Origin of the sequence: Bacillus cereus group sp. BfR-BA-01355, from assembly GCF_022663675.1 — a bacterium.
Classification (GTDB): Bacteria; Bacillota; Bacilli; order Bacillales; family Bacillaceae_G; genus Bacillus_A; species Bacillus_A thuringiensis_S.
In genome coordinates this window covers 1-14,540 of sequence record NZ_JAKUFY010000131.1, presented here as the reverse complement: position 1 = coordinate 14,540, position 14,540 = coordinate 1, and the positions used below count along the sequence as shown (strand labels likewise).

Genomic DNA, 14,540 nt, shown 5'->3' with positions numbered 1-14,540 from the left:
ATTAATATTTTTTTCAGTCTTTTTTACATTTTCCTTTTCTTCCATCTTTTTCTCTTTTACTTTTTTTGTGAAATCAGACGTTTCTTGTGAGTGAGCATCTGGAAGAATTTCTTTGTTCGCCTGATCTCCTTGTTTCTTTTCAATATATTGCTCGACAGCCTTTTTCGTCTCTTCTTTAGAAGATGCTGGATTAATTGTTCCTCTTTCTTTCAAAGCTTCCGCTAAACGATCTTCTTGAATTAAATTGTAATCAATTGGCGTTGTAGACACATTCTCTTTCTCTTTTTCTGGCGTTTCTGCATATGCTAACGGCGCACTCATTACAGATGTGCATCCGATAATTGCTGCAATTGCTAATGATGACAACACTTTAAATGGGGCTTTTCTTCTCATTCCATTTCTCTCCTTTTATAAAACTTAAAATTCAGATAAATCGGTGCATTTTTGTCGAAATCTCTGTTTACTACCCTCCCTATATAAAAAGACATAATTCTATAAACATTAAACTTTCTGTTATAGAATCATGCCCTCCAGTTTTCTGGTCAGACCCTCTATCTGTTTATCCCTTGGTTTAACTAATAATCAGTGTGGTGATGAACAAAGCCCCCACTGATTAAAGTTCCACTTTATATCGAAATATGAAAAATAAAGAGTTATGTGATATATATTAAATATCTTATATAACAAATTTAAAAGACAATATGCAAAATTGCATGAAAATTCTTTTAAATAAAAAAGAATCCTAGTCAATTAAACTAGGATTCTTGATTTTCTATTATTTCTCTTGTGTTTTTTCCCAATCAGCTAAGAATTTCTCAATTCCTTGATCTGTTAATGGGTGCTTCACTAATGAAGCAATTACGTTTGCTGGGATTGTTGCAATATGTGCACCGTTTAATGCTGCGTCAGTTACGTGAACGCTGTGACGTACAGATGCTGCAATGATTTCTGTTTCGATGCCATGAATTGCAAAGATTTCTGCGATTTGACGAATTAAATCCATACCGTTATGACCAATATCATCTAAACGACCTAAGAATGGTGAAACATATGTTGCACCAGCGCGAGCTGCAAGTAATGCTTGAACTGCTGAGAATACTAATGTAACGTTTGTACGAATTCCTAAATCTGAGAATGCTTTTACTGCTTTTAAACCTTCTGTTGTCATTGGAACTTTTACAACAACGTTTGGAGCAATCTTCGCTAATTCTTTTCCTTCTTCAATCATTTTATCAGCTTCTAAGCTAATTACTTCTGCACTTACAGGCCCTTCTATAAAGCTGCAAATTTCACGAATACGCTCATGGAAATCTACGCCTTCTTTTGCTACAAGTGATGGGTTTGTCGTTACTCCAGCTACTACGCCTAATGCATTTGCCTCTTTAATTTCGTTAATGTTTGCTGTATCAATAAAAAATTTCATTTGTTATTCTTCCTTCCTAATTTTCATTTTATATTTATTTATTTTTCTTAATAAGCTCTAATTCAATCGGAATAGATTTGTCCACTTTTTTACCTTGTGTTATCTCTTTTGCTGTTTGCATCGCCTTCTCTCCGATTAATTCCGGTTTTTGAGCGACTGTTGCAGCCATACGCCCATCATTAACCGCTTTCACAGCATCTTCTGTTGCATCAAATCCAACAACGACTACATCCGTTTTTCCAGCAGACTTCAATGCTTCAAGTGCACCTAATGCCATCTCGTCGTTATGCGCAAACACGGCTTTAATATCGCTATTTGCTTGCAAAATGTTTTCCATAACAGATAATCCTTTCGCTCTATCAAAATCAGCCGCTTGTTTGGCAACTACTTGTAAAGACTTATCGGCTACGTTATGGAATCCTTTCCCACGTTCACGAGCAGCAGACGATCCAGGGATTCCTTCTAACTCAGCAACGTTTGCTCCATCGCCGACTAATTCACGAATGTAATCACTAGCCATTTGACCACCTTCGATATTATTAGATGCAATGTGAGAAACAACCTTACCTGAATTCGCAACGCGGTCTACTGTAATAACAGGAACATTCGCTGCATTTGCCGCACTTACTGCTGAAGCAACAGCATCTGAATCGGTCGGATTAATAACAACTACATCGACACCCTTTTGAATTAAATCTTCAACATCGTTCGTTTGCTTTGCTGCATCATTTTGTGCATCAACAGCAATCAATTCGATGCCGCTATCTTTCGCTTTCTTTTCTGCACCCTTTTTCAAAGTTACAAAGAAGGGATTATTTAAAGTTGAAACAGAGAATCCAACTTTAATAGTTTTATTTCGACCTTTATCGCTAGAATCCTTTGCCCATTCTGGTGGTTCCATTGAACAACCAGCAGTAATGACCATAATACATGCAACGAGTATAAGTAACCATTTCTTCATGAACTGTCCCTCCATTATGCTTCTTTTCGGCGATCAATTAATACAGCTAGTAAGATTACAAGTCCTTTTACAACTTGTTGGAAGAAAGAAGATACACCTAATAAATTTAAACCGTTATTTAGTACACCGATAATTAGTACACCGATGAATGTACCAACAATCCATCCTCTTCCCCCAGAAAGACTTGTTCCACCTAATACAACTGCTGCAATTGCATCTAATTCGTAAGAAGTACCTGCAGTCGGCTGTGCAGAATCTAGTCGTGATGTTAAGACAATACCTGCAAGCGCTGCCAAAATTCCGGAAAGACCGTAAATCATTACTTTAATTCTCGTAACATTAATACCTGATAGTGCTGCTGCTTCTTCATTTCCACCAATTGCAAATGTACGACGGCCAAATGTCGTTTTCTTCAAAATGAAGTACAGTACTGCGAAAGCGATCATCATTGTAACAGCTGGTACCGGAATACCAAGAAAATAACCGCGGCCAAACATTTGGAACATTAAATGATCACCAAGACCGGTGATCGGACGTCCGTCCATATAAACAAGCGTCAACCCACGAAAAATAGTCATTGTTGCTAAAGTTGCAATAAATGGAGCTACTTTTCCTTTCGCAATGATGATACCGTTTACAATTCCCATTACAAGACCTGCTAATAGTCCAACTGCCATTGCAAGGAACGGATCCATGCCACTTGCCATCATTCCAGCAACAAGTGCACTTGATAATGCTAAAATAGAACCTACCGATAAGTCAATACCCCCTGTTAAAATTACGAAGGTCATTCCGAATGCAATAAGCGCATTAATCGATACTTGACGCAGTATATTAAATAAATTTGGAATTTCAATGAACGCTGGATTTAAAGCTGTAATTACGACGATAATTAATACTAAACCGATTAAAGAACCGAGTTGTTGTAATACATTCCCCTTCTTAGCCATCCTTACTCTCCCCCTGTAGCTAGTGCCATAATAGACTCTTGTGATGCCTCATCTTTCCCTAAAATGCCGCCGACTTTTCCTTCATGAATGACAAGAACTCGATCACTCATCCCTAAAACTTCCGGAAGCTCAGATGATACCATAATAACGGCATCGCCTTGCTCTGTAAGCTTATTCATGATAGAGTAAATTTCTTTTTTCGCTCCAACATCTACACCTCTTGTTGGCTCATCTAAAATAAGTAATTGCGGATGAATGCCTAGCCATTTTGCGATTACAATCTTTTGCTGATTTCCACCAGAAAGAGATTTCACTGCCTGCTCCCCGCTAGATGCTTTCACATTAAGAAGCTTCATCATATCTTCTGTAAACTGCTGTTCTAGCTCGTTGCTCAGAACACTTCCTTTTGAAAGACTTTCTAAATTCGGTAACGATAAGTTTTCGCGAATAGAGAAATCTAACACTAATCCTTCAGATTTTCTATCTTCTGTAATGAAAGCAATTCTCTGTCTAATTGCATCTATCGGACTATCAATTTTTACTTCTTGTCCATTTATAAAAATTTGTCCAGAATCTAAAGGTTCATAACCAAATATCGCTTTCATAATATCAGTGCGTCCAGCTCCCATTAAACCAGCAACACCAAGGATTTCACCTTTTCTTACTTGAAACGAAACATTTTCAAATTTCCCTTTCTTCGTTCCGTTACGCATTTCAAAAATGACATCACCAATTTGACTATTTCGCTCTGGGTAACGTTCACCAATGCTGCGCCCCACCATCATACTCACTACTTCATCAAATGATGTTTCTGGAATTAATCTCTTTCCGACGTATTCTCCATCACGCAAAATCGTAATGGCATCACATATCGAGAAAATCTCTTCCATACGATGCGAAATGTACACGAATGAAACACCTTCTTTACGTAACTTATTGATTACTATAAAGAGCGTTTCGATTTCACGATCCGTCAGTGCCGCAGTAGGTTCATCCATAATAATAACGCTCGCGTTTGTCATTAATGCTTTCGCAATTTCGATAATTTGCTGTTGTCCAACCGATAGTTCCTCTGCTAACATAGCGCCTCTTACATGCAATCCTAGCTCTGCTAGTTGCTGCTGCGCAATCGCGTTCATTTGTCGAGTGCGTAAAATACCTGTTTTCCCATACATTAACTCTTTACCGAGAAACATATTTTCAGCTACTGTTAAATTCGGCAATATGTTTAGTTCTTGATGTATAAATGCTATGCCGTACTCTTCAGCTTCTTTCGCATTTTTAAAGGTACGCTCTTGCCCATCAATCGTGATTGTCCCACCATCTTTTTTGTATACACCTGTTAAAATCTTCATGAGCGTTGATTTACCCGCTCCATTTTCCCCCATCAATGCATGGACTTCTCCTGTTTCAATCATAAACTGTGCATTCTTCAAAACAGGATTACCATTGAACGCCTTTGAAATGTTTTTCATTTCAATATGCATTCCCATCACTTCCCTTTATTAAAAAATCACGCCTGCATGTAAAATTACATTTGCATAAGGCGTAGCCTCGCCTGTACGAATAATCGCCTTCGCTTTCTTTGTATGCTCTTTAAATTGTTCATGAGATACATACTCAAATGCTGGCTCTATTAATTTCTGCTCGATCTCTTTATTTACTTCCGCATTATTTATAATGACTTCTTCTGCTAACGTCACTTTTTCGATTGCCATATCATCAGCTACAACTTGTAACACCTCTAAAAAACTCGGTTTTCCAATCTCAACAGCTAAATCAATTCGTTTTACTCCATACGGAATCGGTAACCCGCAATCAGCAATTACAACCGTATCTGTATGCCCAAGTGAAGCAAGGACTGCCGCGATTTCACTGTTTAATACACCATGCTTTTTCATCCAACAATCACCTGCACTTCACGTACTCGATCTCTCGTTGGCATACCGCCCTGTGCTCCAAGTTTCGTTACAGAAAGACCACCGGCAATATTCGCGAAACGAATTGCTTTTTGAAGTGTCTCTCCTTCAGAAAGTGCAACTGCTAACGCACCATTAAATGTATCACCAGCTCCAGTTGTATCCACTACATCAACAGCAATGCTAGGAACATGTACAATCTCCGTGCCATTGTGGAAACGAACACCGTTAGAACCTTCTGTCATCAATAGTTTATTTGGATATTTAGCCAGTAAATCTTCAATTGGTGATTTAAAATCATCTAATACGATGCGGCACTCATGTTCATTTGGCGTAATATAAGTTGCTTTTTCTAAAATTTCTTCTGATAAAACTTGTGCTGGCGCTGGATTCAACATAACAGGAATATTATGTTCCTCACAAATAGCCAATACATATTTTACTGTTTCAAGTGGAATTTCTAGTTGAAGAACAACCATATCCGCTTTTACAAGAAGGTCTTTGGAGCGATCTACAACTGACTTATTTACAAGAGCATTTGCCCCTTGTACGACAACAATACTGTTATCTTCTTCTGCTAAAACGATATGAGCAATTCCTGTCGTTCTATCTGTAACCGGTACCACATAATCGATAAAAATGCGTTCGTTCTCTAAATTTTTTCTAACTACTGTTCCATAATCATCATTTCCTACCGCTCCAACCATTGCTACATTTGCTCCTAACCTAGCTGCAGCAACTGCTTGGTTTGCCCCTTTCCCTCCTGGGATTGTATGAAACGCTTCACCAATTACTGTTTCTCCTGCTTTCGGCCGTTTTTTTGAAACAGCCACTAAGTCCATTGAAATGCTTCCTACTACTGCAATATTTGGCATCTGTTTCATCTCCTTACTTCGTTGTATTTCGTTCTATAATTTCAATCGGCAAACGATAGTGTTTCTCTTCTAATGTATTTCCTTCCATTTGCTCTAACAACAATTCTGTTGCAATTTTCCCCATTTCATATATCGGTTGTGCAACTGTTGTAATAGATGGATACATCATTTCTGTTAAAGAAATTCCATCAAATCCAATAATTTGTAAATCATCTGGAATGGCAATCCCCTTTTGAAGTGCAGCCTTTACAATACCAATCGCAATTAAATCATTCCCAGCAACAATACCATCAATATGCGGGTATTCTTCTAATAATTCCATCGCTACACGCTCACTATTTGCTGGATCAAACGTACTCTCTGCAATCATATACGAAAGATTATTTTGCGTAATAACGTCTACAAAACCTTCAAAACGTTCATTTGCAGTACTCACATCACGTGGACCGCGAATATGTGCAATATGTTTACATCCTTTATCTAGTAACAACTTTGTCGCAGCCTGACTTCCTGCATAGTTATCTGCATATACAGTAGGAATACGCTCATTAAACATACGGTCAATCGCAACAACCGGGACAGATAAATTCATGTAATTAACACTATTTTGTGGATTCGTTGCTACAATAAATCCATCTACATTATTTTGTCTAAGTACATCAATGTATTGTTTCTCTTTTTCTAAACTTTCATCAGAGTTACAAAGGACAACTGTGTAACCTTGTTTATGTGCTACATCTTCTACGGCACGTGCAACTTCTGGAAAGAACGGATTCACGATATTTGGAACAACTAAGCCAATTAAACGAGACTTTTTATTATACAGTGAACGCGCTACTGTACTAGGCTTATAATCTAACATCTCAATTGCACGCTCTACCTTTTTTAATGTATCTTCGTGAACATATCCATTTTTATTTAAAACTCTGGAAACGGTCGCAACAGATACTCCCGCTAATTTCGCAACGTCTTTAATCGTACTCATTCTCTTTTCTCCTCATTTCATGTAACCGTTTACAGAAAATAATATAACGTATTTCTAAAAATACGTCAATCATTTCTCACTAAAAAGCTTTTAAGGTTATACTCAAAAAAGCACCGCCATAAGGCGATGCTTCTTCATTACGAGTATGATACAGTTTTTTCTTTTTCTTCTACAGCAGGCTCTTTAGCATCTTTTTTACGATCTGATAATTTAATTTTTTGTAAGAAAATCGTAAAGATGGCACCTACTACGATAAATACTAATCCTGTTAAGAATACAGTATGAAGCGAGTCTACTAAAGAGTTTTTCAAAATAGGTACAATGCTGTTAGCGAACACTTCTGGCATTTGTTTTAATGCCTCTGGGCTAAATAGCATCGAATATAAACCTTGTGGATCTGTGTGAATCATATCTTTAAATTTCGTTACCATTTGTCCCGCTTCTTTCGGGAATGTATCTAATACAGGTACTAATTTATTTGTTAACGTTGTACCTGAAGTGTTATTCATAATTGATCCTAAAATTGTAATACCAAATGTTCCACCAATTTGACGGAAGAACTGACTTGATGACGTTACGACACCAAGGTCTTTTTTCGGGAAGCTTTCTTGTAACGCTAATGTTAATGTCGGCATTACAAGACCCATTCCTAAACCGATAACCATCATATAAGAAGTAGCTGTAAGCTTCGTTGTGTGCATATCCATCGTTGTTAATAACCAGAAACCACCCGCCATAATAAGCATACCTGCGATAATTTGTGGTTTTACACCAACTTTTAATACAAGTTGCCCACCGATAATACTCATTACAATCATTGTAATCATCATTGGAGTCATAATTGTTCCTGATTCAGCAGCACTTACTCCTACAATACCTTGCATGAAGAATGGTACGAACATAATCGCGCCGAACATTCCAATACTCATAAAGAATCCAATCGCATTCAGTATTGTAAATGTGCGATTTTTAAAGAAATGCATTGGTAAAATCGGCTCTTCAGCTTTCGTTTCAACAATAACAAAGCTAACGATACCAATTACAGCTAGTGCAAATAAACCGATAATTTGCCAAGAGTCCCATGCATAATCTTTTCCGCCAAACGTTAGCGCAAGTAATAAACTTACAACACCTAGAATCATCGTAAAGATTCCAGCGATATCAATTTTAATTGGTCCTGTTTGTTTATGTGATTTTAATCCCATTGCAATAAAGATTGTTGCTAAAATACCAACCGGTAAGTTAATGTAGAATACCCATCTCCAGTTCACTGCATCTACAATCCACCCACCAACTTGTGGTCCAATTACAGAAGCAAGACCGTATAACGCACCAAAAATACCTTGCCATTTCGCACGTTCTTTGCCCGTGAACATATCTCCAATAATAATCATAGCCATTGGCATCATAATACCGCCACCAAGACCTTGAATACCACGGAAAATAATTAATTCTGTCATACCATTCGCCATACCACATAACGCCGAACCAATCATGAAAATAACTAGCCCTGTTATATATACGTTACGACGACCAAGTAAATCCGCTAATTTACCTGCAATTGGTACAACTGTCGTTGATGTTAACATATAAGCTGTCGTTAACCATGTCATTAAACTTAATCCGCCTAGGTCACCGACGATACGTGGCATTGCTGTACCAACAATTGTTCCATCTAATGCAGCAAATAGCATCGCGATTACTAAACCGATTAACAACAACTTTCTATTTTGATTTTCTTGTTGCTCCATGTAATCTCCTCAATTCCTCTTAGTTATTCTCTTTTTTCTCTTGTGTCCCGCAAATAATGGTTTCTAACTTCTCAAAGAGACGTAATAAATCTTCTCTTTCTTGCAACTCTAAATGTGAAAAGTATTTTGCAATATGCTCGTTGCGAGCTGTCATTGCCTCTTCTACTCTAGCTTTCCCCTTTTTCGTTAACTCGATGATGACAACACGACGGTCATCTTTGTCGTGATAGCGTTCTACAAGTTCTTGATCGATTAGACGATCAATCATCACTGTAATCGCGCTAGGCTTCACATACATCTTTTTTGCTAATGTTGTCGCTCTTGAAGCCCCATAATGATCTAGAATCTTTAAAATATAAAACTGCGGTGGTGTAAGTCCTGTTGCTTGCATTTGTTCTAATAACTCCGTCTGCATTTTCTTTCCAATCGAAAAGGCTAGAGCTTGAATTTTATCGATATGCGTCATATCATTTGGCATGTTATCCACCTCTTATTTAAACAATAAAATATTTAACGTATTTAAATATTAATCCCGCGAACAAAATCCGTCAATACTTTTATTCATAAAAACGTTTACATTTTTGTCACAAAGTTGTATAATTTTCGACGAAGTTAATATTGACAGTCACGGAGAAACGGAGTACACGGCTATGAATCATAAAAAAGGAAACTTTTTTATATTTCATGGCCTTTTTATATTCTCTGTCTTAAAACGCTTCGAATTAATTAGGGGAGGATTTTCATTTTATGTTTTTCACACAATTATTTAAACCTGCGCCCCACGCGGAACGCTTACCAGCTGATCGCGTTGATAGCGAATACCGTAAATTACGTTTACAAGTATTCTTAGGTATCTTCATTGGTTATGCAGGTTACTACTTTGTTCGAAAAAACTTTTCACTAGCAATGCCATACTTAATCGAGCAAGGCTTTAGTAAAGGGGAACTTGGGGTTATCCTTTCAGCAGTATCTATCGCTTACGGATTAAGTAAATTTCTTATGGGTATCGTATCCGACCGTTGTAATCCTCGCTACTTTTTAGCAGCTGGGCTATTTTTATCAGGTATCATTAATATTATTTTCGGCTCATTTTCTTTCATTACAACGAGCATTATACTTATGTTTGTACTTCAGTTTTTAAATGGATGGGTACAAGGCATGGGATGGCCTCCTTGTGGTCGTACGATGGTTCACTGGTTCTCTATTAGCGAACGTGGTACAAAAATGTCTATTTGGAACGTCGCTCATAATGTCGGCGGCGCGCTGATGCCTTCTCTTGTAACATTAGGCTTATACTTCTTTGCAAATGACTGGCATAGTATTTTTTACTTCCCAGGTATTCTTTCAATTTTAGTTGGTATTTATGTACTAATTACAATGAAAGATACACCTCAATCTTGTGGACTACCTTCTATTGAAGAGCATACTGGAGAATATCCACCAGATGAGAAAATAAAAGATCGCGAACGCGAACTTTCGGCAAAGGAAATTTTATTTAAATACGTACTAAACAATAAATTTTTATGGTACATCGCTATTGCGAACGTTTTCGTGTATTTCGTACGTTACGGCGTTGTAGACTGGGCTCCTACTTATTTAGTAGAAGAAAAAAGCTTTACTCATAGTAGCTCACGTACTGCTTACGCTCTATATGAATGGGCTGGTATTCCAGGTACACTTCTTTGCGGATGGATGAGTGATAAACTATTTAAAGGACGTCGTGCACCTGCTGGTATTTTATTTATGATTGGTGTATTTATCGCAGTTCTTGTTTACTGGTTAAATCCCCCTGGTAATCCAATGGTTGATAGTATCGCTCTTGTCGCAATTGGATTTTTAATTTACGGACCGGTTATGTTAATTGGTCTACACGCTCTTGACTTAGCACCAAAGAAAGCTGCTGGAACTGCAGCAGGCTTAACTGGATTCTTCGGTTACTTAGGCGGAGCTGCTTTCGCTAGTGCCGCTATGGGCTTTATCGTAGATGCATTCGGGTGGGATGGCGGATTCATCTTATTACTTGCATCTTGCATACTTGCAATGTTCTTCCTTGCCCTTACTTTAAATACAGGGTCAGTAAAATCAAAACAAGCTTAAATAACATATAAAAATCATAAAAATAGCTCTTAGCATCTACATACATGCTAAGAGCTATTTTTTATTTTCATTGCTGTTCCTACTAATGATAACAACCAATTCCTTCCCTACTCTAATATTAAAAAATTTGATGAAACACCTTTATTAAAACAGCTAACGTAACAGATGCAGCAAATCCCCCTAGACAAATTAAGCTTACCCCTTGACTATATGACAAATTTTGAAATGATTTCATTGCTTCCATCCTCCCTATCTCCCCTGTGATACTTTTATTTTACCAATGGGAAAAATTTCATAACATCGATTTCTCTAACAACTAACTTACAAATTTGTAAGTTAACATCTTTTCAACTTATATATCTAGTATTTCCACAAATAAGAGTTATTTATACATAAAAAAGACCTCAGTTATACTAAGGTCTTCATTACATTCTATTTTATTTTATAATCATCACCGGACATTTCACTCGTTTTGCTATTTTATGACTGACACTACCAAGCACCATTTCTTGCAGTGTATTTAGCCCTCTGCTTCCAGCGATAACAAGATCTATATCTCCTGTATTTACATATTGAACAATTGTATCTCCAGGATCACCATGTAATATCGTAATTGTATAAGAAATGTTCTCTTTCTTTAATAGACCTTCAATCTCTTTTAATTTATCTTTTCGACTAGCTGATATTGTTTCTAAGTCTGTTTGACCTTGTATAATATCTGATTTTGCCGTTCTATTATCTACTACGTACACAACTTCAACATTTGTTTCTTCGCTACATTTCGCAATATATGTTGCATGTTCCGCTGCTCGAAGTGCATGTTCAGAACCGTCACATGCTAATATAATTTGTTTGTACATATGCTGAATCCCCTTTTCGTTATCCTACTCGTATTATATAATAAAGCCCCCTAAAAAGGAGGCTTTTAACTAGCAATTCTTTTATTATAAGTAGCCAAATTTGCAACAAGTTTTGAGCTACGTTCATTTAATCCTGTTATACTTACTTTCACACCACTTTGCTCATACTTCATGATAACTTTATCAATTGATGTCACTGCTGAATCATCCCATACTTGCGCATGAGTAAAATTCATTTCAATTTCTTTTACATCTTCATTAAATGAAAAATTATTTATGAAATCGGCTGTAGATGCAAAGAAAAGTTGACCGTGAATTTCGTATATTTTCTTATTTTCAATATATAAATGTTTCACGTGAATCTTTGCCATATTGAATGCAAATAACACCGCACTAATTACTGTTCCGATAATTACACCTAATGCTAAATTATGTGTAATTAAGACAATCACAACTGTTACAATCATAACAAATGCGTTTCCTTTTGGTACTTTATGAATCGTTGTTACAGAGTTCCAATCAAACGTTCCGATTGAAACCATAATCATAACCGCAACTAAAGCTGCCATCGGAATATGAACGACATAATTTCCTAAAACGAATAGTAATACGATTAAAAATCCGCCCGCTACAAATGTTGATAGGCGACCTCGTCCACCTGATTTAATATTAATAACAGATTGACCGATCATTGCACATCCTGCCATTCCTCCGAAAAATCCAGCAACGATGTTTGCGATCCCTTGTCCGCGTGCCTCTTTATGCTTATTACTTTCTGTATGCGTCATATCATCTAAAACTGAAGCTGTTAATAAAGACTCTAGTAAACCAATGATTGCAAGCATAACTGCATAAGGTAAAATAATCCCTAATGTTTCTAATGTAAATGGCACATCAGGAATACTAAAGAACGGTAATTCTTTCGGTAGGCTTCCCATATCCCCTACTGTTTTCAACTGTAATCCGCTCATAAGTGCAATACTCGTCACAATAATAATTGAAATAAGCGTAGAAGGTACAGCCGTTGTAATACGTGGAAATAAATATATAATTGCAAGTCCTAATACAACGAGTGCATACATTTGCCAAGTTGCATTTTTAAAATGCGGTAATTGCGCTGTAAAAACTAAAATTCCAAGTGAATTTAAAAAACCACTCATAACAGATTTCGGAACAAACTTCATAAATGAGCTCAGTTTGAACACGCCAAAAATAATTTGGACGATACCTGTTAATATTGTTGTAGCAAATAAATATTGCAAACCATGATCTTTAACAAGCGTTACCATTAATAATGCCATTGCACCTGTTGCAGCTGAAATCATTCCAGTTCTTCCGCCAACAAATGAAATGGTAACCGCAATACAAAAGGCTGCGTATAGTCCAACTGTCGGATCCACGCCTGCAATAACAGAGAAGGCTATCGCTTCAGGGATTAATGCTAAAGCAACGACAATTCCTGATAACACGTCCCCTCTCACATTAGAAAACCAGTCATTTTTTATCGTTTGAAACAAAATACCACTCCTCTACTCCTTTATAATTTGATTTTCTCCATAAGAAAATCTAGCCGACTGCACGAAAGCTATTATATAACGAGTAGAAGATTTTTTGCTATGTAAAAGTTTCCTAAAAAAGATGTTACCTTCGTAGCTTCTTTTCCTAGAATATCAGGAAGACTTTAAATATACTATCACCTATTGTTGATTTAACGTACAACGATTTCGGATTCTACCGTATGTCAAATGAAGAGAACTTTGTTTGGATGGATGAAAAATGCACATGTAATTCAGCTCATTTAATTGAGTAGTCCAAGGATCAAGATATTAGCTACTCAAGGAATTCATTTACATTTCTATGGATATTTCCACTTCATATATGAGGTTTAGTTTGGAGGGTTTAGGATTAGAGGAGTTTATGCTAATTTAATGAAATTAGTAAAAGCACTCTTTCGAGTGCTCATTTTATGCAGATACAGTTGCTTTATCCTTACGGAATATGCCCATTAATCCACCGATTAATAATAATACGCCTGGTAATAAGTAAATTATAGAAATACAAATAAATCCACCGATAGCAGCCACAGTCATCATAGTACCGCCAACCTTCGCTTTACTTCTTACCATAACAGATCCAACAATTCCTAAGATTGATAGAGCCACAGCTCCCCAACCTAAGCCAATAACAGTATTTGCTCCATCAGCTTCAAAAGCAGCTCCCATACCGCCGATTAATAAAGCAACAAATGCACAAATAATACCAAAAATACCTCCAATAAGACCTAATACAAATTCAGCTGTTCTTTTCATCTTAATCTCTCCTTATTTAGCAACTTCAAATTCAAATTTCACTGATTTCTCGTCAAATGTAAATGTAGGTTTAAATGTACCAACAAACTTATCGCCTTCTGGTACATCAAATAACATTTTGTTTGTAATTTGGTTACCTGGCGCAATATTTTCGTTTATAAACGTATTTTCCCCACCAAAGTACTCTTTGAATTGGTTGCCGTTAGTATCAGCAATTTTTAATTCAGAAGTTCCAAAATATATATCTTTTTTGCCATTATTTTTAGCATTAAAAGCGATTTCTAGTACTTTCCCTTTTTCAGCTTTTACGTATTCGTTAGGCTCAACGAATTTAGCTGAACTGAAAGTAAGTTGTAGGCCATTAACTTCTACCGTATCTCCAATTTTATAAATCTTGCTTTCAGCTTTTT

Annotated in this window: 15 protein-coding genes and 1 pseudogene; 1 reads left to right on the top strand and 15 read right to left on the bottom strand. The window is 36.7% G+C overall.

What is annotated here, in order from left to right; translation table 11 throughout:
• From MR167_RS27555 to MR167_RS27510, 10 genes and pseudogenes are all read right to left on the bottom strand, one after another.
• Positions 1 to 393 (bottom strand): annotated as a pseudogene (locus MR167_RS27555) (peptidase M6); the annotation flags it as partial.
• A gap of 382 nt (positions 394 to 775) precedes the next feature.
• Positions 776 to 1,423, bottom strand: coding sequence for a fructose-6-phosphate aldolase (gene fsa / locus MR167_RS27550; protein ID WP_000667666.1), 648 nt, complete (start codon positions 1,421 to 1,423; stop codon positions 776 to 778).
• Between the two features lie 34 nt (positions 1,424 to 1,457).
• Positions 1,458 to 2,384: a ribose ABC transporter substrate-binding protein RbsB gene (gene rbsB / locus MR167_RS27545; RefSeq protein WP_000758971.1), complete on the bottom strand. Its 927-nt coding sequence runs from the start codon at positions 2,382 to 2,384 to the stop codon at positions 1,458 to 1,460.
• Between the two features lie 14 nt (positions 2,385 to 2,398).
• Positions 2,399 to 3,334 carry an ABC transporter permease subunit gene (locus MR167_RS27540; protein ID WP_001074641.1) on the bottom strand — a complete coding sequence of 312 codons (936 nt, stop codon included), beginning with the start codon at positions 3,332 to 3,334 and terminating at the stop codon, positions 2,399 to 2,401.
• 2 nt (positions 3,335 to 3,336) lie between these two features.
• Positions 3,337 to 4,821 (bottom strand): ribose ABC transporter ATP-binding protein RbsA, encoded by a 1,485-nt coding sequence (gene rbsA / locus MR167_RS27535; protein WP_002083754.1) that lies wholly within the window; start codon positions 4,819 to 4,821, stop codon positions 3,337 to 3,339.
• A gap of 18 nt (positions 4,822 to 4,839) precedes the next feature.
• Positions 4,840 to 5,235, bottom strand: coding sequence for a D-ribose pyranase (rbsD, locus tag MR167_RS27530; RefSeq protein ID WP_000716153.1), 396 nt, complete (start codon positions 5,233 to 5,235; stop codon positions 4,840 to 4,842).
• Positions 5,232 to 6,128 (bottom strand): ribokinase, encoded by an 897-nt coding sequence (gene rbsK, locus MR167_RS27525; protein WP_001132863.1) that lies wholly within the window; start codon positions 6,126 to 6,128, stop codon positions 5,232 to 5,234. Before rbsK ends, rbsD begins: the two co-directional genes overlap by 4 nt.
• Before the next feature lie 13 nt (positions 6,129 to 6,141).
• Entirely contained in the window at positions 6,142 to 7,113 is a 972-nt protein-coding gene (gene rbsR / locus MR167_RS27520) for a ribose operon transcriptional repressor RbsR (RefSeq protein WP_000104047.1), read from the bottom strand.
• A 137-nt stretch (positions 7,114 to 7,250) separates the two neighbouring features.
• Positions 7,251 to 8,864, bottom strand: coding sequence for an MDR family MFS transporter (locus MR167_RS27515; RefSeq protein WP_242315970.1), 1,614 nt, complete (start codon positions 8,862 to 8,864; stop codon positions 7,251 to 7,253).
• A 19-nt stretch (positions 8,865 to 8,883) separates the two neighbouring features.
• A complete protein-coding gene (locus MR167_RS27510; RefSeq protein ID WP_001132365.1) occupies positions 8,884 to 9,342 on the bottom strand; it encodes a MarR family winged helix-turn-helix transcriptional regulator in 459 nt (152 codons plus the stop codon).
• A gap of 269 nt (positions 9,343 to 9,611) precedes the next feature.
• On the opposite strand from MR167_RS27510, the gene glpT reads away from it, so the two are divergent.
• Complete coding sequence (gene glpT / locus MR167_RS27505; RefSeq protein WP_000466386.1) at positions 9,612 to 10,961, top strand: glycerol-3-phosphate transporter; 1,350 nt, start codon at positions 9,612 to 9,614, stop codon at positions 10,959 to 10,961.
• A 118-nt stretch (positions 10,962 to 11,079) separates the two neighbouring features.
• Here the strand turns inward: glpT and MR167_RS27500 are convergent, their stop codons facing one another.
• The 5 genes from MR167_RS27500 to MR167_RS27480 form a co-directional block, all read right to left on the bottom strand.
• Complete coding sequence (locus tag MR167_RS27500) at positions 11,080 to 11,196, bottom strand: DUF4027 family protein (protein ID WP_000834733.1); 117 nt, start codon at positions 11,194 to 11,196, stop codon at positions 11,080 to 11,082.
• 202 nt (positions 11,197 to 11,398) lie between these two features.
• On the bottom strand, positions 11,399 to 11,821 hold the full coding sequence (locus tag MR167_RS27495) for a universal stress protein (RefSeq protein WP_000277998.1): 423 nt from the start codon (positions 11,819 to 11,821) through the stop codon (positions 11,399 to 11,401).
• Positions 11,822 to 11,886: 65 nt separating this feature from the next.
• Positions 11,887 to 13,338, bottom strand: a complete 1,452-nt coding sequence (locus MR167_RS27490; RefSeq protein WP_242315968.1) for a SulP family inorganic anion transporter — start codon at positions 13,336 to 13,338, stop codon at positions 11,887 to 11,889.
• A gap of 447 nt (positions 13,339 to 13,785) precedes the next feature.
• Positions 13,786 to 14,130, bottom strand: coding sequence for a DUF4064 domain-containing protein (locus tag MR167_RS27485; RefSeq protein ID WP_242315966.1), 345 nt, complete (start codon positions 14,128 to 14,130; stop codon positions 13,786 to 13,788).
• Between the two features lie 12 nt (positions 14,131 to 14,142).
• Positions 14,143 to 14,540, bottom strand: a 398-nt coding sequence (locus tag MR167_RS27480; RefSeq protein WP_242315963.1) for a DUF4352 domain-containing protein, incomplete at its 5' end; no start/stop codon positions are given.

Bases quoted from the DNA above. Each gene is read 5' to 3' on its own strand.
- fsa (WP_000667666.1), bottom strand. From the start codon at position 1,423: ATGAAATTTTTTATTGATACAGCAAACATTAACGAAATTAAAGAGGCA.
- rbsB (WP_000758971.1), bottom strand. From the start codon at position 2,384: ATGAAGAAATGGTTACTTATACTCGTTGCATGTATTATGGTCATTACT.
- MR167_RS27540 (WP_001074641.1), bottom strand. From the start codon at position 3,334: ATGGCTAAGAAGGGGAATGTATTACAACAACTCGGTTCTTTAATCGGT.
- rbsA (WP_002083754.1), bottom strand. From the start codon at position 4,821: ATGCATATTGAAATGAAAAACATTTCAAAGGCGTTCAATGGTAATCCT.
- rbsD (WP_000716153.1), bottom strand. From the start codon at position 5,235: ATGAAAAAGCATGGTGTATTAAACAGTGAAATCGCGGCAGTCCTTGCT.
- rbsK (WP_001132863.1), bottom strand. From the start codon at position 6,128: ATGCCAAATATTGCAGTAGTAGGAAGCATTTCAATGGACTTAGTGGCT.
- rbsR (WP_000104047.1), bottom strand. From the start codon at position 7,113: ATGAGTACGATTAAAGACGTTGCGAAATTAGCGGGAGTATCTGTTGCG.
- MR167_RS27515 (WP_242315970.1), bottom strand. From the start codon at position 8,864: ATGGAGCAACAAGAAAATCAAAATAGAAAGTTGTTGTTAATCGGTTTA.
- MR167_RS27510 (WP_001132365.1), bottom strand. From the start codon at position 9,342: ATGCCAAATGATATGACGCATATCGATAAAATTCAAGCTCTAGCCTTT.
- glpT (WP_000466386.1), top strand. From the start codon at position 9,612: ATGTTTTTCACACAATTATTTAAACCTGCGCCCCACGCGGAACGCTTA.
- MR167_RS27500 (WP_000834733.1), bottom strand. From the start codon at position 11,196: ATGAAATCATTTCAAAATTTGTCATATAGTCAAGGGGTAAGCTTAATT.
- MR167_RS27495 (WP_000277998.1), bottom strand. From the start codon at position 11,821: ATGTACAAACAAATTATATTAGCATGTGACGGTTCTGAACATGCACTT.
- MR167_RS27485 (WP_242315966.1), bottom strand. From the start codon at position 14,130: ATGAAAAGAACAGCTGAATTTGTATTAGGTCTTATTGGAGGTATTTTT.